At 45.8% G+C, this 20,405-nt stretch carries 22 protein-coding genes; 9 read left to right on the top strand and 13 right to left on the bottom strand.

Annotation, left to right across the window (positions count from 1 at the left end; all coding sequences use genetic code 11):
• Positions 1-15: 15 nt before the first annotated feature.
• Genes arsC through C1S74_RS15240 form a run of 3 tightly spaced genes read left to right on the top strand, consistent with a single transcriptional unit; the run spans position 16 to position 1,400 of the window.
• Positions 16-366, top strand: a complete 351-nt coding sequence (gene arsC / locus C1S74_RS15250) for an arsenate reductase (glutaredoxin) (RefSeq protein WP_045404040.1) — start codon at positions 16-18, stop codon at positions 364-366.
• On the top strand, positions 367-939 hold the full coding sequence (wrbA, locus tag C1S74_RS15245; protein ID WP_045404038.1) for an NAD(P)H:quinone oxidoreductase: 573 nt from the start codon (positions 367-369) through the stop codon (positions 937-939).
• A 20-nt stretch (positions 940-959) separates the two neighbouring features.
• The gene (locus tag C1S74_RS15240) at positions 960-1,400 is read left to right on the top strand and encodes a DUF2069 domain-containing protein (protein ID WP_038864756.1); all 441 of its coding nucleotides are present in this window, start codon (positions 960-962) and stop codon (positions 1,398-1,400) included.
• Between the two features lie 87 nt (positions 1,401-1,487).
• Here the strand turns inward: C1S74_RS15240 and C1S74_RS15235 are convergent, their stop codons facing one another.
• Positions 1,488-2,786 carry a DUF2066 domain-containing protein gene (locus tag C1S74_RS15235; protein WP_045404082.1) on the bottom strand — a complete coding sequence of 433 codons (1,299 nt, stop codon included), beginning with the start codon at positions 2,784-2,786 and terminating at the stop codon, positions 1,488-1,490.
• Between the two features lie 242 nt (positions 2,787-3,028).
• On the opposite strand from C1S74_RS15235, the gene C1S74_RS15230 reads away from it, so the two are divergent.
• Entirely contained in the window at positions 3,029-4,282 is a 1,254-nt protein-coding gene (locus tag C1S74_RS15230; protein ID WP_038879185.1) for a uracil-xanthine permease family protein, read from the top strand.
• A 137-nt stretch (positions 4,283-4,419) separates the two neighbouring features.
• On the opposite strand, the gene upp is transcribed toward C1S74_RS15230, so the two are convergent.
• Positions 4,420-5,046 carry a uracil phosphoribosyltransferase gene (gene upp, locus C1S74_RS15225; RefSeq protein WP_005533963.1) on the bottom strand — a complete coding sequence of 209 codons (627 nt, stop codon included), beginning with the start codon at positions 5,044-5,046 and terminating at the stop codon, positions 4,420-4,422.
• Between the two features lie 179 nt (positions 5,047-5,225).
• Between upp and purM the strand changes: the two genes are divergently transcribed.
• A complete protein-coding gene (gene purM / locus C1S74_RS15220) occupies positions 5,226-6,266 on the top strand; it encodes a phosphoribosylformylglycinamidine cyclo-ligase (RefSeq protein WP_005436839.1) in 1,041 nt (346 codons plus the stop codon).
• A 408-nt stretch (positions 6,267-6,674) separates the two neighbouring features.
• Positions 6,675-7,313, top strand: a complete 639-nt coding sequence (purN, locus tag C1S74_RS15210; protein WP_045404037.1) for a phosphoribosylglycinamide formyltransferase — start codon at positions 6,675-6,677, stop codon at positions 7,311-7,313.
• An 84-nt stretch (positions 7,314-7,397) separates the two neighbouring features.
• Here purN and C1S74_RS15205 read toward each other — a convergent pair whose 3' ends face one another.
• Both C1S74_RS15205 and lpcA read right to left on the bottom strand, forming a co-directional pair.
• The gene (locus tag C1S74_RS15205) at positions 7,398-8,243 is read right to left on the bottom strand and encodes a class II glutamine amidotransferase (protein ID WP_045404036.1); all 846 of its coding nucleotides are present in this window, start codon (positions 8,241-8,243) and stop codon (positions 7,398-7,400) included.
• 61 nt (positions 8,244-8,304) lie between these two features.
• Entirely contained in the window at positions 8,305-8,880 is a 576-nt protein-coding gene (gene lpcA / locus C1S74_RS15200) for a D-sedoheptulose 7-phosphate isomerase (RefSeq protein ID WP_005436835.1), read from the bottom strand.
• Between the two features lie 359 nt (positions 8,881-9,239).
• Here lpcA and fadE point away from each other — a divergent pair, with 359 nt between their 5' ends.
• On the top strand, positions 9,240-11,684 hold the full coding sequence (gene fadE, locus C1S74_RS15195) for an acyl-CoA dehydrogenase FadE (RefSeq protein WP_045404034.1): 2,445 nt from the start codon (positions 9,240-9,242) through the stop codon (positions 11,682-11,684).
• Positions 11,685-11,789: 105 nt separating this feature from the next.
• Here fadE and C1S74_RS15190 read toward each other — a convergent pair whose 3' ends face one another.
• The 8 genes from C1S74_RS15190 to dnaQ all read right to left on the bottom strand — a co-directional run bounded on the left by C1S74_RS15190 (position 11,790) and on the right by dnaQ (position 18,155).
• Positions 11,790-12,053 (bottom strand): hypothetical protein, encoded by a 264-nt coding sequence (locus C1S74_RS15190; RefSeq protein WP_045404032.1) that lies wholly within the window; start codon positions 12,051-12,053, stop codon positions 11,790-11,792.
• A 261-nt stretch (positions 12,054-12,314) separates the two neighbouring features.
• Positions 12,315-12,725: a GNAT family N-acetyltransferase gene (locus C1S74_RS15185; RefSeq protein WP_045404030.1), complete on the bottom strand. Its 411-nt coding sequence runs from the start codon at positions 12,723-12,725 to the stop codon at positions 12,315-12,317.
• Positions 12,726-12,806: 81 nt separating this feature from the next.
• Positions 12,807-13,199 (bottom strand): DUF1353 domain-containing protein, encoded by a 393-nt coding sequence (locus tag C1S74_RS15180; protein WP_045404029.1) that lies wholly within the window; start codon positions 13,197-13,199, stop codon positions 12,807-12,809.
• A gap of 103 nt (positions 13,200-13,302) precedes the next feature.
• Positions 13,303-14,466, bottom strand: coding sequence for a beta family protein (locus C1S74_RS15175; RefSeq protein WP_045404027.1), 1,164 nt, complete (start codon positions 14,464-14,466; stop codon positions 13,303-13,305).
• Between the two features lie 11 nt (positions 14,467-14,477).
• Positions 14,478-15,704, bottom strand: coding sequence for an ImmA/IrrE family metallo-endopeptidase (locus tag C1S74_RS15170; RefSeq protein WP_045404025.1), 1,227 nt, complete (start codon positions 15,702-15,704; stop codon positions 14,478-14,480).
• A complete protein-coding gene (locus tag C1S74_RS15165; RefSeq protein ID WP_045404023.1) occupies positions 15,701-15,964 on the bottom strand; it encodes a type II toxin-antitoxin system HigB family toxin in 264 nt (87 codons plus the stop codon). Before C1S74_RS15165 ends, C1S74_RS15170 begins: the two co-directional genes overlap by 4 nt.
• Positions 15,965-16,172: 208 nt before the next feature.
• Entirely contained in the window at positions 16,173-17,423 is a 1,251-nt protein-coding gene (locus tag C1S74_RS15160) for a TIGR03503 family protein (RefSeq protein WP_045404021.1), read from the bottom strand.
• Positions 17,424-17,438: 15 nt separating this feature from the next.
• Positions 17,439-18,155, bottom strand: a complete 717-nt coding sequence (gene dnaQ / locus C1S74_RS15155; protein WP_038864738.1) for a DNA polymerase III subunit epsilon — start codon at positions 18,153-18,155, stop codon at positions 17,439-17,441.
• Between the two features lie 58 nt (positions 18,156-18,213).
• Between dnaQ and rnhA the strand changes: the two genes are divergently transcribed.
• Positions 18,214-18,678 carry a ribonuclease HI gene (gene rnhA, locus C1S74_RS15150; RefSeq protein WP_045404019.1) on the top strand — a complete coding sequence of 155 codons (465 nt, stop codon included), beginning with the start codon at positions 18,214-18,216 and terminating at the stop codon, positions 18,676-18,678.
• Here rnhA and C1S74_RS15145 read toward each other — a convergent pair.
• Positions 18,675-19,430, bottom strand: coding sequence for a class I SAM-dependent methyltransferase (locus C1S74_RS15145; RefSeq protein WP_045404017.1), 756 nt, complete (start codon positions 19,428-19,430; stop codon positions 18,675-18,677). The genes rnhA and C1S74_RS15145 overlap by 4 nt on opposite strands.
• A gap of 36 nt (positions 19,431-19,466) precedes the next feature.
• On the opposite strand from C1S74_RS15145, the gene gloB reads away from it, so the two are divergent.
• Entirely contained in the window at positions 19,467-20,225 is a 759-nt protein-coding gene (gene gloB, locus C1S74_RS15140; RefSeq protein ID WP_038864732.1) for a hydroxyacylglutathione hydrolase, read from the top strand.
• Positions 20,226-20,405: the final 180 nt, after the last annotated feature.

Raw genomic sequence — 20,405 nt, 5'->3', positions numbered from 1 at the left:
GAAATGGAGAAAACCATGTCAGTCGTGATTTATCACAACCCTCGTTGCTCAAAGAGCCGTCAAACACTGGAACTACTAGAGCAAAATGGTGTGACACCCGAAGTGGTTAAATACTTAGATACGCCGCTTAACGTGGAGCAACTCAAAGCACTTTACGCTCAACTTGGATTCTCTTCAGTTCGCGAAATGATGCGTACTAAAGAAGACATCTACAAAGAGCTTGCTCTAGGTGAAGCGTCAGTGACAGACGAGCAACTGTTCGAAGCAATGGAAAAAAATCCAAAGCTTTTTGAGCGCCCTGTTGTTGTTGCAAACGGCAAAGCAAAAATTGGTCGCCCGCCAGAGCAAGTATTGGACATTCTATAAATGGATTGCCAGGTTCTCATTTTGTATTTCAGCCGTCATGGCTCTACAAAACAGCTGGCAAGACAGATAGCAAGGGGAGTCGAGTCGACTCCTCATTGTGAAGCGATTTTGCGTACAGTTGAAGAATTGTCACCTCACTCACAGCCTCCTTCTGATCCAATTGTTACTCTAGAAGAGTTGAAAAAGTGCGATGGTCTTGCGTTTGGCAGCCCAGTTTGGTTTGGCAACATGGCCGCACCACTCAAACACTTTTGGGATCAAACCACACCTTTGTGGGTAAACGGTGTCCTTATCGATAAACCCGCTTGTGTGTTTACCTCATCATCTTCTATGCATGGTGGCCAAGAAACCACGTTACAGAGCATGATGACACCACTGCTGCATCACGGCATGATGGTGTTGGGAATCCCCTATTCAGAGCCAGAACTGCATACCACCCAATCAGGTGGCACACCATACGGCGCAAGCAGTGTAGGACAAGAACCAAGTCTTACGGCAGAAGAGATTCGTCTCGCACAGCAATTAGGAAAACGACTGGCAGCGACAGCACAAAAGCTGAAAGGCAGTCAGTAAGCTCAAGGATAAGTAAATCGATGACTGACTCTATCGACCAACCACCTCTCAGCAAGCAAACTCAAACCTATCGTTATATGGCGTTGTTTGGCAATTTAGCGCTACTGGCTTGGGTCGCCATTTGGCAACTGGCCTTATCGCCTCACCCACACCTGAGTAGTACCACATTAGCCATTGCTTGGTGTGTTCCGTTACTGCTCCCATTACCGGGAATTTTAGCAGGTAAGCCATACACCCACGCGTGGGCAAACTTTGTGCTGATGCTTTACTTCTTACACGGTTTGACGATTTTATACGTCGATGATGGCGAACGCTGGCTTGCCGTTGTCGAGTTACTACTCACCTCACTGGGCTTCTTGGGTAACATCTTGTTTGCACGAGCGAGAGGTAAAGAGCTAGGGTTGAAATTGAAACGCCTTTCTCAAGTTGAAAAGGAAGAGAAAGCCAAATTCAACAAGTAGTCTCGTGAAGTTTCAAAATCAAAAAATAAAAAGAGTCGCACTACGCGACTCTTTTTATTTGTTTGAAAACCCAATCAAGACCGTCGATTAACCAACATCTTCTGGATTTTCTACCGTATCTTTTTCTAGCACAGGGGCGATTTCAGAATCCGCATCTAGCTCTGGCTCAACTTGAGCACGAACCGGAGCTTTCCACTTGTAAATAAGGTCATATTGCTCTGGAGCTGGCTGAGCAACAACAGGCTGTTTCGCTTCTACTGCGCTCTGCTCTGCCGTCAGCTCTTGAACCACAGCACCACTCTCTGTAGCTTGGCCTTGCTCTGTATCAGCAGGAAGTTGCGTTGGTTGAGCAGGCGCTTCTGGAAGTTGTACCGGCGCCGGTTCTAAACCCGCCATTGGATCTTCGGTGACTTCCAGTGGACGAATAGAGGAAGCTTCTTGTTCAAACGCTTGTTGAGAAGCAAGGAGGTGAATAGTTAATGTCACAGCATTGCCTTGCACACGCTTGATCTCGGTGCTCGCCACTGAGTTTAGCTTAGTTAGGGAATCCTCTAGGTTGAAGAAATCCATTGCTGATTCAACATCAACGACTTTTACATCGATCTCTTCTGAAGACTTGCTCGAGACAACAACCGCACTTTTCTTCGCATAATAATCAGCGATACCACCAATCATCGCCGGAATAGCATTCGCACCAGATGCAGAACCACTACGTGGCGACTGCTTCGACTCAGACAATTGCGTTGGCGCTTGGTCATACAAAGTCCAACGGATCTTGTCACCTTGTACGCGTACAACCAAAACGGCATCTACAGGGTAACGTTGGCTTGCTTGGCTGATTGGGTCTACAAAGCCGCCCCACAAATCAGACACGTTCACACCGGTAACATCATCAAAGTCGCCCACAGGCATCGTGATAGGTAAGCCTCGTGACTGTGCCGCATCACGCAACGCTGCAACACTTGAAGAATCAGAATGCTCCCAAGTGATAGTACGGTCGTAACCTTGTTCTTCCACTAACCAAACAAGAATGTTGGCACGACTTGCTGACCACGTTGGCAACTGTGCTTGCGTCAACAATGAGCGGATTTGGCCACTATTGAACAGCATCTTCAAACTGCTTTGACCATCAAGTTGGCCGTAACCAAGTTGAGAAATATAGCGAGAACTTGAACCCACTGCTTTCTTAATTACTGGGTTGCTAAGGGAAGATTCGCTGCCTGTTGCACGCACAATCACATCTTGCATACCTTGTTGACGGGCGAGTTCTTCGCCGTCTTTTTGCTCACTGTCGATCGCCACTTCGGCACGATAGATATCCACCTGAGTTAATGCATAAACTGGCAGAGACAACCAACCTATCAATAAGAGAGCTAAATAGCGCATAGTTTTCATAATCCTCTGTACAAGAACACGCATCATAAGCAACTATCAAACGGTGAGCAAGAAGAGTACTGAGTGAATTGTCTGTATTCTGACCAAGTTAAAACCCACCATGGAAACAAACTATTCGTCTCTGTTATAAATCCATACAAAAGTTTGATCTAGGCAACATTGCAATCGATTGCCAGATGATAATATTCGCCGGATTTGTCTGCGTATCTCTGATCTCTGAATAGGAAATAATTATGAAAAACGCGTTACAAGGCGCTCAGATGCTCTTTGTCGCTTTTGGTGCTCTCGTGCTGGTACCACTTCTTACTGGCCTAGACCCAAACGTTGCTCTGTTTGGTGCTGGTGTCGGTACTCTTCTTTTCCAACTGATTACTAAACGTTCTGTCCCTATCTTCCTTGCCTCTTCTTTTGCGTTTATTGCTCCTATTATGTTCGGTATCCAAACTTGGGGTATCGGTGCAACCATGGGTGGCTTGATGGCTGCCGGTTTGGTATACGTTGGTCTTGGTGCGATGATCAAAGTACGCGGCGTTGGCTTTATTCATAAAATTCTGCCTCCTGTAGTTGTCGGCCCAGTGATCATGGTGATAGGTCTTGGCCTCGCTCCTACCGCGGTCAACATGGCAGTAGGTAAATCGGGTGACGGCGCGATTCAATTAGTGAATGGCGATGCTGCGGTGATCATCTCAGCGGTATCACTTTTAACGACCATTACACTAAGCGTGTTCGCGAAAGGCTTCCTAAAGCTGGTTCCTATCGTCGGCGGTATTTTGGCAGGCTACACAGTATCCCTGTTCTACGGAGTGGTTGATTTCACACCGGTTGCTCAAGCGGCTTGGCTAGCAATGCCAAACTTCACCGCACCAGAGTTCAACATCAACGCCATCTTGTTCATGATCCCAGTAGCGATTGCCCCGGCGGTTGAACACGTGGGTGACATGCTTGCCATTTCAAACGTAACGGGCAAAAACTACCTGAAGAAACCAGGTCTGCACCGCACTATCGCCGGTGACGGGGTGGCAACAATTGCAGCTTCTATGGTTGGCGCGCCACCAAACACCACTTACAGCGAAGTAACAGGTGCGGTAATGCTAACGAAAGCGTTCAACCCTGTAATCATGACATGGGCAGCGGTCACTGCCATCGTACTTGCACTCGTGGGTAAACTGGGTGCAATACTACAAACCATTCCAGTCCCGGTAATGGGCGGTATCATGATTCTACTGTTTGGTTCTATCGCAACAGTTGGTCTAAACACACTGATTAAAAATAACGTTGATCTACACAAATCACGTAACCTAGTAATCGTTGCGGTAACGCTAGTGTTTGGTATCGGTGGTATGGCTTTCGGTATTGGTGAGTTCAGCCTACAAGGTGTGAGCCTGTGTGGTATCGTGGCAATCATTCTTAACCTAGTGCTGCCACACGACCTTGGTGAAAACCACGTAGTAGATAATGCACAGATGGAAGAAGACAACGCGAAGTAAGTATTGTGCGGCTTGATTGATTTAAGTCGCCCCTACTGCTCTCGTATCTAGCTTGCTAGCTTCTAAATAGCAGAGACAAAAAAAGGCTTGGTTTTCACCAAGCCTTTATTTTTTGAAATTCAGTAAAACAATAATGCTTATTGAGTACCGAAGATCTTGTCACCTGCGTCACCAAGACCAGGAACAATATAACCTTTGTCGTTTAGCTTCTCATCGATTGCCGCTGTGTATAGCTCAACATCTGGGTGCGCTTTTTCTAGCGCTTCGATACCTTCAGGAGCCGCTACAAGAACAAGAATCTTGATTGCCTGACAACCTTTCTCTTTTAGAAGATCGATTGTTGCGATCATAGAGCCACCTGTTGCAAGCATTGGGTCAACAACTAGGGCGATACGCTCATCGATGTTTGAAGCAAGCTTGTTGAAGTATGGCACTGGCTCAAGTGTTTCTTCATCACGGTAGATACCTACAACACTGATACGTGCGCTTGGCATGTGCTCAAGAACGCCATCCATCATACCTAGACCTGCACGCAGGATTGGCACTACTGTTACTTTCTTACCCTTGATTTGGTCAACTTCTACAGGACCATTCCAACCTTCAATGGTTACTTTCTCTGTTTCAAAGTCTGCAGTCGCTTCGTAAGTAAGTAGGCTACCGACTTCTGTCGCTAACTCACGAAAACGCTTCGTGCTGATGTCACCTTCTCGCATTAGACCGATTTTGTGTTTCACTAGAGGGTGTTTAACTTCAACAACTTTCATTTCCATCTCCGGCTTTATTGGCAATATTTAAACAAACCTTCAGATTATACATGATTTTTGCAGGGATATCAGGATAGATCACTAAAGAAAAAAACCGACGCAAACGTTTGCTATCTGTATTTAACCACTGGTAGAATAGCGCCGTTTTCATATCCAACTTAAAAACCGAGGACTTCCCTGTGAGTGGTAACAACTCTTCTCTTAGCTATAAAGACGCTGGTGTAGATATTGATGCAGGCAACGCGCTTGTAGATCGTATTAAAGGTGCGGTTAAGCGTACTCGTCGCCCTGAAGTGATGGGTGGTATCGGCGGTTTTGGCGCATTGTGTGAATTGCCGACAAAATACAAACAACCTGTACTGGTTTCTGGTACTGACGGTGTAGGTACAAAACTTCGCCTAGCGCTGGATATGAACAAGCACGACACTATCGGCGTAGACCTAGTGGCGATGTGTGTAAACGACCTCATCGTGCAAGGTGCAGAGCCTCTATTCTTCCTAGACTACTATGCAACAGGCAAGCTAGACGTAGATACCGCGGCAGACGTGGTTTCTGGTATTGCTGATGGCTGTGTTCAAGCAGGCTGTGCACTAATCGGTGGTGAAACTGCTGAGATGCCGGGCATGTACGAAGGCGAAGACTACGACGTTGCTGGATTCTGTGTTGGCGTAGTAGAAAAAGAAGACGTGATTGACGGCACGAAAGTGGCAGCAGGCGACGCACTAATCGCTGTTGGCTCAAGCGGTCCACACTCAAACGGTTACTCTCTTATCCGTAAGATCCTAGAAGTTTCTGGCGCAGATAAAAACGAAGAGCTAGCAGGTCGTACTATCGGTGAGCACCTACTAGAACCAACTAAGATTTACATCAAATCAGCACTTAAGATGATTGAGAAGCACGACATCCACGCGATTTCTCACATCACGGGTGGTGGTTTCTGGGAAAACATCCCACGCGTACTGCCTGAAGGCACAAAAGCCGTTATCGATGGTAGTAGCTGGGAATGGCCAATCATCTTCAAATGGTTACAAGAGAAAGGCAACGTTGAAACACACGAAATGTACCGTACGTTCAACTGTGGTGTTGGCCTAGTCGTTGCTCTTCCAAAAGACCAAGCAGACGCAGCGGTTGCTCTTCTTAAAGAAGAAGGCGAAAACGCATGGGTGATTGGTGAAATCGCTCAAGCAGAAGCAAACGAAGAGCAAGTTGAAATCCAATAACTTGCGAATCAAGCTCAAAAAATAAAAAGAATGAGGATGTTATCCCCAAATAACTTCTAAATGCTGGTTCAGCGAGAATGGATTGGTTTGTAGGCGCGACAACGATTTGAAGATCTAGTGGTTCTAAATCAAAAATCGTTAACAAAGTATACAAGCCAATACAACTCGCCCTTCGGGAGCATGTCACCAATACGATTTCATCGTCAAACAACTTGGAAAGAGCTTACTATTCCACTACGTTGTTTTCCTTGAACTAGAATTGGTGACAAAGCTCTGAATCCAGCCTAATGAAGTCATTTGGGGATATAGTCCTCATTCTGCTATCTGGAACATCGAAAACCATTCTAATAGTAGGTAATTTAGCGGATACGCACTTCAAACCTACAATAGCAAGGCAGTCTCAACATCATGAAAAACATAGTGGTCCTCATTTCGGGTAACGGCAGTAACCTTCAAGCCATCTTGGAAGCTTGCGAAGACAGTATGCCAAATGCACAAGTCGCAGCGGTGTTCTCCAACAAAGCTGACGCTTATGGTTTAGAGCGCGCAAAACAGTTTGATGTGAATGGGCATTTTGTCGATCCAAAAGCATTCGAATCCCGTGAAGACTTTGATGCTGAACTGATGAAACAAATCGATGAATACCAACCGGACGTGATTGTACTTGCAGGTTACATGCGTATTCTCAGTGGCGCGTTTGTTTCCCACTACCTGGGTAAAATGATCAACATCCACCCTTCCCTTTTGCCTAAGTATCCGGGGCTACACACCCACCAGGGCGCTATTGATGCTGGCGACAAAGAACACGGCACCAGCGTACACTTTGTCACAGAAGAGTTAGACGGCGGCCCTGTGGTACTACAAGCCAAAGTACCCGTATTTGAAGACGACGATACCGATGCACTCGCTGCACGCGTGCAGACTCAAGAACACAAGATCTACCCAATGGTAACTAAGTGGTTAGCGGATGAAAGGCTAACGATGAGAGATGGTAAAGCGTATCTTGATGGTTTCGAGCTTGGTGAACACGGCTACGCCGACGAATAGTTCTCAATTCCAAACACCAAACGCAAAAAGGCAGCCATCAGGCTGCCTTTTGTTTTATTCGAATGCTATACTGCGAGAAAACCATCACTTCAACGGTTCGGTCGGTGCTTGGTTACCCGGCTTCGGCGCGGCAAAGGGTACATCCTCCAGAGCCTTGGCATTATTCAACACCAATTCACCGACATGGAATAAACCAAACTCACCCGGTTTCATTCGTTGCCATGCCTCATTGCCCGTTAATGGCTGAGTCGCAATCACAGAAACCACATCATTTGGCGTGGTCTCTTCTTGGAAGTTGATTTCGACATCTTCATCCAATAGAGCCGCTTTGCCAAATGGTGCGCGACGCGTAATCCAATACAGATGGTTGGTACAGTAAGTCATCACAAACTCACCGTCACTGAGCAGCATGTTAAACACGCCCTTGTCTCTCAACTTATCGCAACACTGAGCAACATAAGTAAAGACCGATTCCATATCCTGAGGTGGCTCAGGGTATTTATCTTCCATCTGTTTGAGCAACCAACAGAAAGCCATTTCGCTGTCGGTTTCTCCCACCGGACGGTGACGACCCGTATACAAATCTTGGTAGTCACTCAGCTGACCATTGTGTGCAAAAGTCCAGTAGCGTCCCCACAGCTCACGCGTAAATGGGTGCGTGTTCTCTAAGTTCACTCCGCCTCGGTTTGCTTGGCGAATGTGGCTAACCACCGCACGACTTTTTATCGGGTAGTTCTGCACCAACTCAGCGATCTGAGAATCACAACTAGGGTTTGGATCTTTGAATGTTCGGAAACCCTTTCCTTCATAGAAAGTAATTCCCCAGCCATCACGATGCGGTCCAGTGCGACCACCGCGCTGCATCAATCCAGTAAAACTGAAACAAATATCGGTTGGAACATTTGCGCTCATGCCGAGCAATTCACACATGGTTAAACGAACTCCTTACCTTAAAACACCACTAAGCCCAAACGAGGCCAAGCTGAAAAGCTTATTCCATCTCTTTTTCAATCAACTGAATGATGATGTGAATAATCTTAATGTGTACTTCCTGAATGCGGTCTGCGTAACCAAAGTGTGGTACGCGAATCTCGATGTCCGCTAGGCCAGCCATTTTGCCGCCATCTTTACCGGTCAGCGCAATTGTCTTCATGCCTTTCGCTTGCGCGGCTTCAATCGCTTTTAGGATGTTGCCTGAGTTGCCTGACGTCGACAAACCAAACAGAACATCGCCTTTGCGGCCTACTGCTTCAACGTAACGAGAGAATACAAAATCGTAGCCAAAGTCGTTACTAACGCAAGATAGGTGGCTTGGATCTGAAATAGCAATACCAGCGTAACCTGGACGGTTTTCACGGTAACGACCTGTTAGCTCTTCTGCAAAGTGCATAGAGTCACAGTGAGAACCACCGTTACCGCATGACAACACTTTACCATCTTGCTTGAATGAGTCAGCAATCATTTTTGCTGCCGCTTCGATTTGCGCGATGTTGTGGTCATCACTTAAAAACTTATTCAGAACTTCAGCAGCTTCGTTTAATTCACTTCTAATCAGATCTTGGTACATAAGACGTTCTCTTTATTATTTCGGCCACAGCAGTGAGGTTGAGGCTCTCGCTTGGCAAATTGTTCTGATGCGAATCTCGCACCGGACATTTCATTACTCTGAGTTTACCCACAAACGAGAATTAGTGTCGATAGTGAACCAACAGATTTGGATTCATCGCGGTAATAAACTTGTTAACTTGCTTACGAAATCATCACTCAACTCCCAACTTTAGAATTTTAACTCTACATAGATCACTTTTTACCCAATCTTAGGTTTTACATTTTATTAATATTTTGATTACACTTATGAGAACTGGTTAGACCTCTTACCAAAATACAGACGTACAACATTAATAAAGTCTGAAAAGGAAAAAACATATGGACATCTTGCTCTCAATCGTAGCGATGACAGTTGTGTTAGGCATAACGCTCTACCACAGAATGTCTCTCGTGAAATCCGTCAGTCTGCTAACTGCTGCCATGCTAGCACTGACGATCGCAGGCTCAGTTGGTGTTATTGGCTGGGCACTTTATGTACTTGCCGTTGCGGTATTCGCCGTGTCGGGCATTCGCCAATCACTGATCAGTCGCAAAGCGCTCGTGATGTTTAAGAAAGTCCTACCTGCTATGTCTCAGACCGAGAAAGAAGCATTGGACGCTGGTACGGTCTGGTGGGAAGCGGAGCTATTCAAAGGCAAACCTGAATGGGAAAAGCTTCACGCAATCAAAGCGCCTAAGCTGAGCAAAGAAGAGCGTGCATTCCTAGATGGCCCAGTTAACGAAGTGTGTGCCATGGTGAACGACTACCAAGTCACTCACGAGCTTGCAGATTTGCCACCAGAAGTATGGCAATACCTGAAAGACAACAAGTTCTTCGCCATGATCATCAAAAAGAAATACGGTGGTCTGGAATTCTCTGCATACGCGCAATCTTTGGTACTGCAAAAACTGACTGGCGTTTCTGGCGTGCTGTCTTCTACCGTTGGCGTACCGAACTCATTAGGTCCTGGTGAACTCCTGCAGCACTACGGTACAGAAGAGCAGAAAAATCATTACTTACCTCGCTTGGCTGAAGGTAAAGAGATCCCATGTTTTGCACTGACTAGCCCAGAAGCAGGTTCCGATGCTGGCTCTATTCCAGATTTCGGTGTGGTATGTAAAGGTGAATGGGAAGGCGAAGAAGTCTTAGGCATGCGCCTAACTTGGAATAAACGTTACATCACACTGGCACCTGTCGCGACGGTACTTGGCCTAGCCTTTAAACTGCGTGACCCTGAAGGTCTGCTTGGCGATCAAGAAGATCTTGGTATCACTTGTGCCCTAATCCCAACAAACCTTAAAGGTGTTGAGATTGGTAACCGTCATTTCCCACTTAACGTACCATTCCAAAATGGTCCGACTCGCGCAAAAGATGTGTTTGTACCAATGGACTTCATCATCGGTGGCGAGAAAATGGCTGGTCAAGGCTGGCGTATGCTGGTTGAGTGTCTATCAGTCGGTCGTGGTATCACGCTACCTTCTAACTCAACGGGCGGCATCAAAACCGCTGCGATGGCAACAGGCGCTTACTCACGCATTCGTCGTCAGTTCAAACAACCTATCGGTCACATGGAAGGCGTAGAAGAACCATTAGCTCGTCTAGGTGGTAATGCCTACGTGATGGATGCAGCAAGCAACCTAACCGTGGCAGGTATCGACCTAGGTGAAAAACCTTCTGTTATCTCGGCTATCGTGAAGTACCACTGTACGCATCGTGGCCAACAAAGCATCATCGACGCGATGGATATCGTAGGTGGTAAAGGCATCTGTATGGGTCCTTCTAACTTCCTAGCACGTGGTTACCAAGGTGCACCAATCGCGGTAACGGTAGAAGGTGCCAACATCCTAACTCGTTCAATGATCATCTTCGGTCAAGGCGCAATTCGTTGTCACCCTTACGTTCTTGAAGAGATGAATGCCGCTTACTCTGACGCTGGCGATGCGGTTGAGAAGTTCGACAAAGCACTAGCGGGTCACGTGAGCTTCACCATGAGTAACCTAGTTCGCAGCATCTGGTTTGGTCTAAGTGATGGTCTAGGCTCAACGTCACCAACCAAAGACGCAACCAAGCGTTACTACCAACAATTGAACCGTTACAGCGCAAACCTTGCTCTGCTATCGGATATCTCGATGGCAGTACTAGGTGGTTCGTTGAAGCGTAAAGAGCGTCTGTCTGCGCGTCTTGGTGACATTTTAAGTCAGCTATACTTGAGCTCTGCAACATTGAAACGCTTCGAGCAGGATGGCCGCCCTGTTGAAGATTTGCCATTGGTACATTGGGGCTTGCAAGACAGCTTAAAACAAAGCGAAGCTGCCATTGATGAGTTCCTAGCAAACTTCCCGAACAAAGCGATTGGTCGTGCACTGCGTGTATTGATCATGCCATTTGGCCGAGTGCGCAAAGCACCAAGCGATAAGCTAGACAGTAAAGTGGCGCGTATTCTACAAACGCCAAGTGCAACACGTTCACGTATTGGTCGTGGTCAGTACCTAGAACCAACAGAACACAACGCTGCAGGTAAAATTGAGTTGGCACTGTCTGTGATCCTTCAAGCTGAGCCTGTGTTCGACAAAATATGTAAAGCGCAAGGCAAACGCCGTCCATTCATGCGTTTGGATATGATTGCTCAAGAAGGTCTAGAACAAGGCGTAATCACTCAGGAAGAAGCAGATCTGCTAAGAGAAGCGGAACAGCATCGCCTAGACACCATCAACGTAGACGATTTTGAGCCAGAGCTATTGGCCGCAAAGCCGCTTTACCCTCAGATGGAAAACGTCGCTTAAGCGAATGATGGCTTAAACGATAAATAAGAAAGCAAAACGGGAGCCGAGGCTCCCGTTTTTTATTGAATCTCTGCTACGCACAACACGGCGTTAGCAAAGAAGCGTTTATTGTTCGCTATCTTCTTCAACAATAAACGACTGTTCAATTCTGCGCAGTTCTTCCTGCTCTTTCAGCTTAAGTTCTTCTTGAAGCGTCGCTTTGCGTTCGTTCAAAGCTTTCTTCTCTGACTTAGTCAGGAACTTCACAGCCTTTTTGTTCGCCAATGCGTACGCAACGACATCTTCACCTTTTTCACGACGCTCACTCACGCGTTGGGAGAAACGTTCGTTGTCACGTGCTTTACGTTCAGCTGAACTTAATTTGCTCATTTTTATGCCTTTAATAAGATTATGGCAGCCCGATTGCTGCCCTCAGGTAAACAAATGAGAAGTCATTCATATAGCTGATGGCGTGAGTTTAGCATAGATACGGAAAGGAACAGCGAGGTGATTGAATGCACGCGCTAGAGCCTGCTTGCCAAGCACTCTGTAGAGGATGAAGAAACAAACACCCCAGCGCGCTGATAATAGATTCTTAGTCTCGCTGGAGCTCGCTAGAATGACGGTTTACTCTTAGGTATCGCGCGGCTTCTATTTGCGTGGTTTAAACTTCTTTGTCATCCCCTGACTTTTTGGTGCCACTAAACGGTATCCAAGTTTTTCATAGAAGACTGGCTCATCCGCAATCATAGAAACATAAGAGCCTTCTAGCGCTGCTGACGACAGGTAGCCATCTATGTATTCCATCACTTTCCTTCCTAAGCCTTTTCCTTGATAGCTAGGATCGACCGCGATATCCACAATTTCAAAGTTACATGCGCCATCACCAACCACTCGACCCATTGCGATCAACACTTCACCATCTCGGATGGATACGCCATAAAGCGAGTTCGGCAAGCCAATCTCTGCGGCTTTTAAAGACTTTGGAGATAAGCCTGCTTTTACACGCATCTCACAGTACTCTTGTGGGCTTGGGGGATGTTCTTCATATCTTATTGTCATTATGTATTACTCCTTTTGAAACACTCGAAGCATACAAAATAACACTGTATAAATGAACAGTTAGTTTATAAAAAATACGCGTCAGGCAGATAACAGATCCGGTTTGGAAAAACATCCGCCAAATACTCTTACTCCGTAGTAGATGTACGTCGCCCTAAAGTTCGACATGCCGTGTTCGAGACATATTTGACGTAGAAGCCTATCCGCTTGCTCTCGACTGCTTTGCGGTAATACTTCCTCCCTCATTAGCTGATACAACGCATCATGCACCAAAGACGCTTTGAGGATGTTCTTGGTATCAATCGCTGGGCCACTCGCCCCATCCCATGAGTAACCTTTCTTAATCGTCAGCAAACCTTGCTTAGATAGACTCAGAAACGGACTATCGAAAGGCTGCGCGAGGGTAATACCGGTTTCAATCTGTTCTTCGGAATGAAGGTTGTATTTGTATGCCTGACGCTTTTTGTACTTCATTCAGAGACCTCCTAGTCACCTCACTTGAGATGTTGAGTTACTTTTGGTATCGCAATAAAAAAAGGAGCGATTGCTCCTTTCTTAGCTCAGATGTCGAACAACACTAACGTCGTGTAACGACTTCAAAATCGAACGCTTTCTTTGTAGCAGCCTTTCTCTCGAACTCTAGAATCTCACTGTTTACAAAAGTCATATGATGTGTGGTGTCTATTGATACCCAATTGGTAGTACTTCCCACAAACACTTTCTTTCCGATAGTTCCATGCTGAGAACATTTATGTATCATACTGTCTCCCCAGCTAAATTCAGGGCCAAGATAATAGCCAGAGTTAACCAAAGTCTCACACAAGCCATGCATTTGTGCGCCTTTTTCCCCTTGTCTTCGAGAATATCCACGAACTACAAAAAAGCTGTCTGCGATGGTATATCTAATTTTTCCATTGGCATCGGGAGCAACAATGCCATCTGCAACATTTGGGTTAGCAATACCATAATCACCAAAAACAAAATTCGTATTGGGTGCAAAAGTCTTGACCGCCTTCCAAGCCTTAAATTCTTTGCGGACAACTATGCCTGTTGAATTGATGCTCGGAACCATGCCATTTATATCAGTCGTGACAGAACAGCCCGCAAGAGACGTAAACATAAACTTATAATCACGTAACAATGCTAATGCAGTCGTAACTTGTTCCTCTATTTCAACAATAGATGTTTTAGTCACATCCCCAAAATCGAGTAGAACTGAACACTTACTTGTATCTAGGTCCATTGAGGACACAATATCTTCTAGGGTATCGAAAAAGACATCTCCTTCGATCATATCTTCGAATGCAAACGAATCTAATCGAAGTATAAATCTGTCTTTTGACTGAGCAAGCAATTTTAGTACTGTTGCGTACTCTTCGTCTTCCCACCGATCGTAACCAATTACCGGAATCGCGTCACAACCATATGCAGTTAGTGCACTAACATACTTTGAAAGTACGTGTTCACCTGATTCTACGGTCGAATTAGGAGCCCAAGCATGTATGTCTACTCCCAATGTAGGAACCCCCAAAGATGAGCTAAGCTCTTTCGCGCACTTTCCAACAAAGTAATCGTATGGACTTACAAGAGCAGAATAAGTTTTATTCTCCAACATCTTACTAGTGAGTTGTGGGAGCTCAAAAATAGGAAGAGTGTTAAGCTGAACGGCTCTAGACAAGTTTTGATACGCTTCAAACTCGCCTTTTTTTGCCTTTAAAATAGGTACATACTTAGGGGTCATTCTTACCTCACTTACCAATGCTTACAAGGAAAGTGCTTTCTGACATCTCCTTGACCAATCAAATCTGAATACTGATTATATTTCCCCGATTCGCGTCTTAACCTTCCAGCAATGATAGCCGGATGTATGTTTAACTCTCGGGACAAACTATCTATCGAATCCCGGCTGGGATTTAAATATGCTTCGCTACGCTTCCAAACCATTCGAGGTATGAAAGTATCTCTTGCGATCCGATTTGCCTCTGCTTCAAACTTATCTTTGCTATCTCTGTGATTTTCAATGTCATCTACAAAGGTCTTGTTTAAGTCTGCATGCTTCCAGATATGAACCACCTCGTGGAGTAAGGTAAACCAGAAGTTATCGAGGCGATCCTGCCTTAAAGACAAGCCAATAATTGGTTTACCATCGATATCTTTCATAGCAGCGCCATCAACAGACGTGCCTTTCAAGGCTGGCTCTATTACAACGCAAATACCATGTTTCTCTAAATACTCGACAGCTAAAAGAGGACCATATTCAGACCAACTTAGTTGAGCTAGATCCTTAAGAAAATCTTTGCCTAGCACACCCTCATCAAAAGTATTCTCGAGTTTTTTGTTTCTAGCCTTTTGAATGACACGAGCTACCCATGCATAGAGTTTATAATGACTTAGTGGCGAATAAGCGTCTCCTGAAAGTGTCCTTTTAAAAGACGCTGATGCCGTAGTGCCTCCAAGACTTCCAATAAAGTCTTTAACTTGCTCTTCAACGGTTTGCTTAGCCTTTGAGCTAACCTTCTCAATCCAACCTCTTGAAAGCATTTCCTTTATTGGGAACTTCGACCAGTTGACCTCTGGCTTGTTTGAAGTGCTCGTATAGTCAGACTCACTTTCAAGTCCTAATAAAGTTTGGGGAGCAATACCCAGTCCAACCGATAATGCTTTGATCATTGGAACGGTTAATGGACGCTTCCCGGATAGCACCTCAGAAACTCGACTTTTCGTTCCAAAATAGGGAGCTAAATCAACTTGCTTTAATCCCTTTTCAGCCATCCTAAACTTAATAGCCTCTATAGGGTCTATCGGCTCTATCACATAGTGAGAGCGTTCGTAATTCTCTATAAGAATTGTTAGCAACTCTAAACGCTCAGCTTCTTCTGAACCCGGAGCTAATTTCTGAACAATCAATTCTTCGACTTGAAGTAGATATTCGCGATATTGCTCTTGAGTTCTAATAACTCTAGGTTGTTGGTTACTCATTTATTCATCACTTCACGTATCACAGCAATGCCTCTGTTAAAGCAAAAAGTGACTTTGATGTTTAGATTGTCACTACCGCAAACCGGAAATTCATAAGAAGTTTCATCTAGGCACTTCACCCTGGGAAAAGCGTCAACTAATTCAATACCACTTCTCCAATTGGCATTACTTACTTCTGCAACCCACGCAGAAACCCAAATGTTGGTATCGCTGTCGACGCTTATAATTCCGCCCAGTCGTTCTAATCCAATTAAACGCATCAAAGTTCTCCAATTGGGAATTATTCTATACCACAAACAAAAAACATCAACAAAAAGTTCCACAAATGGGAACTTTAATTTACAAGCCTATTCCACATAATAAATATGGTCAAAAATATCAAAAAACAACCAGTTGCATATTTTTATAACGTACAGATCAAAAAAACGGAGCCAAGCGGCTCCGTTCTATAATCTAAATTCTTGCGCCCTACTTCTTAGGCACTTCCAACTGCATCTCTGGCATGGCTTGACGTTTGGCCTTGAGCTTGCTCCAGATGATCCAGAATAGAATCACCAGAATCAAAGCAATCACGTTGCCAATGGCAATGATGATCATGCTGCGCTTTCGTTCGGCTTCGCGCTCGGCGATGATGCGCTTTTCCATTTCGATGCGGCGTTGCTCGGCAAGCTCTGCTTCTTTAGCAAGACGTGCGGCTTCTAGATCTACTTCGTCGACCACACTGAACGTCTGCTCTTTAATTGGGAACACCAATGAGCGCTTGGTAGATAGGTCGGTAGCAAAGACTTCACCGTGCCATGAGTATTTGCCAAGTTCAGAATCGTTATCCATCTTCAATGTGGTTTTAGAGCCATCAGCCGACACCTGACCTTGGCTGTAACTGATAAAGCCGTCTGGTGCTTCTTGCTCAACGTTCACTGCAATGGATCCTGGCGTGATCATGCCTTGCTCACCACTGACCACCAGCTGATGAGGTTGGTCTGCATGACGAGCTTGAATAAAGGTGCGCGTAATTGGCGATGGGTACACCAGTACGACTTGCTCTTGTGCTCGTAGGAACACGCCGTTGCCAGAAGTAATGCGCGCGCGGTATTTACCCGGTTCGACATCAATCGGCAGTTGAACGGTAAACACACCGTCGCCTGCTTTTTCATCTAGGTCTCGGCCATCATCGGCAAATTCGCCAATCACCATTGGTACAGGGCGCGCTTCTTTGATCAGTTCGTCTTCGTTCTCAACAAACTTAGCAAAAGTCACACGCAGGTTTACGCGGTCTAAAAAATCACGCAGAGCAAGTGGCTTATCGTCTGAGGTCAAACGTGCGGTAAATTTTAGAGCTTCGCTATTGTAAAGGCGGTTTGGAAACACATCGGTGCTGAGCTTGAGGTGCGAAATCAGACGGATGTTGTTTTTCGGGGTAACTTTGCCGACGGCCTGCCACGGACCCGGCATGGGTTTATCTATCGAGATGATGTCGAGGGAAGATTCTTGATACCAACGAACGTTGTCGTAGGTGCCCCAAGCGTAATATTTTTTACCATCGGGGCGGACAAGGACGACGGGCTGAGAGCTCTGTTCACGATAAACCAAAAAAGTAATCTGTTCGATGGTGGGATCGACACGAAAGCGGTTATCTAACAAAGACATGGCGGACTCGCTCGCAGAAAACGCGAAACAACTCCAGAACGCTAAAATAGCGACTGACAAAGCCCTCAACATAGTCTCTCCTATTAACTACCAAATACTGTCGTTCACCAGTTCGAGTCTTTTCTGGTGTGCTTCTACTTCATCGGCAGTTGCACGCAAAACCTTTAGCGCTTTTCTTCCTTCAACACGACGAATGCCTTCCGCTTCACCGTCTTTTTTGTTGGCGTTGAATTCTAGACTCGTTTGACCACCCGTCATTAGGAGGTAAACGTCAGCTAGAATCTCCGCATCGAGCAATGCCCCGTGGAGAGTACGGTGTGAGTTATCAATGCCGTAACGTTCACACAAGACGTCGAGGTTGTTTCGCTTGCCCGGGAAGATTTTCTTCGCCATGGCAAGGGTATCGGTCACCTTACAGTAGTCATCCGTCTTACCAATGCTTGGATTGAGCATTTCAAACTCATAATCCATGAAGCCGGTATCGAAGGGCGCGTTGTGGGCAACCAACTCGGCACCTTTGATAAAGTCGAGAAACTCTTGGTGTACGGCTGAGTAATCTGGCTTGTCGACCAAGAAGTCATCGGTAATACCGTGGACTTCAATCGCGTCTGGTTGGATTTCACGGTCAGGTTTTAGGTAAACGTGAAAGTGACGACCAGTCAGCTTACGGTTGATGATCTCCACGGCACCAATTTCGATGATGCGATGACCCATGTAGTGAGGACCACCTTCTAGGTTCATACCCGTGGTTTCGGTATCGAGAACGACAATACGATTATGTTCAGAATTGCTGCTGGTATTCATAAGGTTATGTGTGTCAGACTATGCTTTATTAAATGTTTCGGCTAATAGTACCAAAAATATGACCAAACACGTTGAGATTTTCACAGACGGATCTTGTTTAGGAAATCCAGGCCCTGGCGGTTACGGCATTGTCTTGCGTTATAAGCAAACAGAAAAGACTCTCGCCAAAGGCTACACGCTCACCACAAACAACCGTATGGAAATGTTGGCCGCTGTTGTGGCGTTACAAACGCTAAAAGAGCCGTGCCAAGTGACGTTGACTACCGATAGTCAGTACGTGCGCCAAGGCATTACGCAATGGATCCACAACTGGAAGAAACGCGGTTGGAAAACGTCAGATAAAAAACCTGTGAAAAATGCCGATTTATGGCAGGCATTGGATAAAGAGACTGCTCGCCACCAAGTGGATTGGCGCTGGGTTAAAGGCCACGCGGGTCATCGTGAAAACGAAATGTGTGATGAATTAGCACGCATAGCCGCAGAAAACCCAACCGAAGAAGATACCGGTTACCAAGCGTCTTAGTTTTTACTGCTTGATACCTTTTCTAACGCACTGCCCTCTCTGTTCATCACGCCCAGTGGTGTTAACTTTCTCTTCAAGCGCCAATGTGGCTTGATAGGTTTGAGAGGGTAAGTTCGCTTGCGAGCGACGATGTAGTACAAACTCCCCGCCGGCGATGCCCAATCCCCCAAGCTGTTTTCCAACCATGTCCACATGGTTTTGTAACGTGTCATCGGAAACAGAGCATAACGTTCGCAATGAATCACCTGATAGTTCAATACCCCTAACCAGTCTTTAATCCGGTTCGCTGTGAACATTCGTCCACTCCAAGGCAAATTATTTCTGCGCCAAGGCAACAAACTCGCAAGTCCAGTGAAACTGATGGGGTTGAATCCCGTAATAATAAGATAACCGTCGTCCATCATGACGCGATCGACTTCTCGCAGCAATCGATGGGGATCACTTGCATAGTCAAGCTGATGGGCGAGGACCGCAACATCAAAGCTTTTCTCTAAAAAGGGTAATTCGTAACCATCTGCAATGACATTATGCAACGGGTTCTGGATATCTACGTTGACTTGGTGTTGAATGTTACAACTACAGCTGGTTAGCTCACAGCTCAACCCGCCCAATTTAAGCATGTGGTAACCGAACAATTTCGGACACCACTCGTCGAGTCGGGTTTGGATTGACTCAAGTACCCACGGGCCGTTATTCATTTCTGACCAGGTCGACGGGTGCTGTAAAGTTTTGTTGCTGAGTGCTGGTTTCATTAACCACCTGACTTAAAAGGGTGACGGAGAACGAACGTGTTAGAGATCAAAAGCATACCCGCATTTAATGATAATTACATCTGGCTGATTCAAAATAGCGATAAGCGATGCGCCGTGGTTGATCCGGGCGATGCTAAGCCAGTGTTGGAATATTTGCAGGCTAACGAGTTAACTTTAGAAGCGATCTTAATTACACACCACCACAACGATCACATTGGTGGCGTTCCAGATTTAGTTCATGCGTTTCCTCATGTTGCAGTGGTTGGTCCGAAAGCAGAGCCAATCCCAACCTTAACCAACGCAATGGAAGAAGGTGACAAGCTAGAACTGTTTGGCGAAATCTTCATGGTACTGGGGCTGCCTGGCCACACATTAGGTCACATTGGCTATGTTGGTGACGGTAAGTTGTTCTGTGGTGACGTGTTGTTCTCGGCGGGTTGTGGCCGAATCTTTGAAGGCACACCAGAGCAGATGTTTGAGTCACTAAGCAAAATAATGAAACTGCCGGAAGAGACAGAAGTGTTCTGCGCACATGAATACACGGCAAGTAATGTAGCATTTGCACTGGCGGTTGAGCCGGACAATGAACATTTGCGTCAGTACCGTGATGATGTAAACCGTCTACGCGGATTAAATATTCCTACCCTTCCTACGACGTTACGCAAAGAGAAGTTAATTAACCCATTCCTGCGTGCAACGAACGCAGAGGTCATAAAATCTGTAACAAACCGTATCCAAAATAGCGACCCATGCTCGGTTTTTACAGCTTTACGTGAGTGGAAGAACGAATTTTAACCATTTTCTGCTTGTAACTTTGCTAGACGCAAGTATTATCGTGAGCTGATTTTCATAGAAGCGCCTCTGGCGCTTCTATTGCGTTTGGGGCTGATATAAATCTGTTTGTATTTCACCCAAACGCATAAAGTAGCGGCAAAACCGCCTCTACCCTTAGTTAGTGTTACAAGATGTCTATTA

Source organism: Vibrio hyugaensis (assembly GCF_002906655.1).
Lineage (GTDB): Bacteria > Pseudomonadota > Gammaproteobacteria > Enterobacterales > Vibrionaceae > Vibrio > Vibrio hyugaensis.
This window is presented reverse-complemented; position numbering and strand designations above follow the sequence as displayed.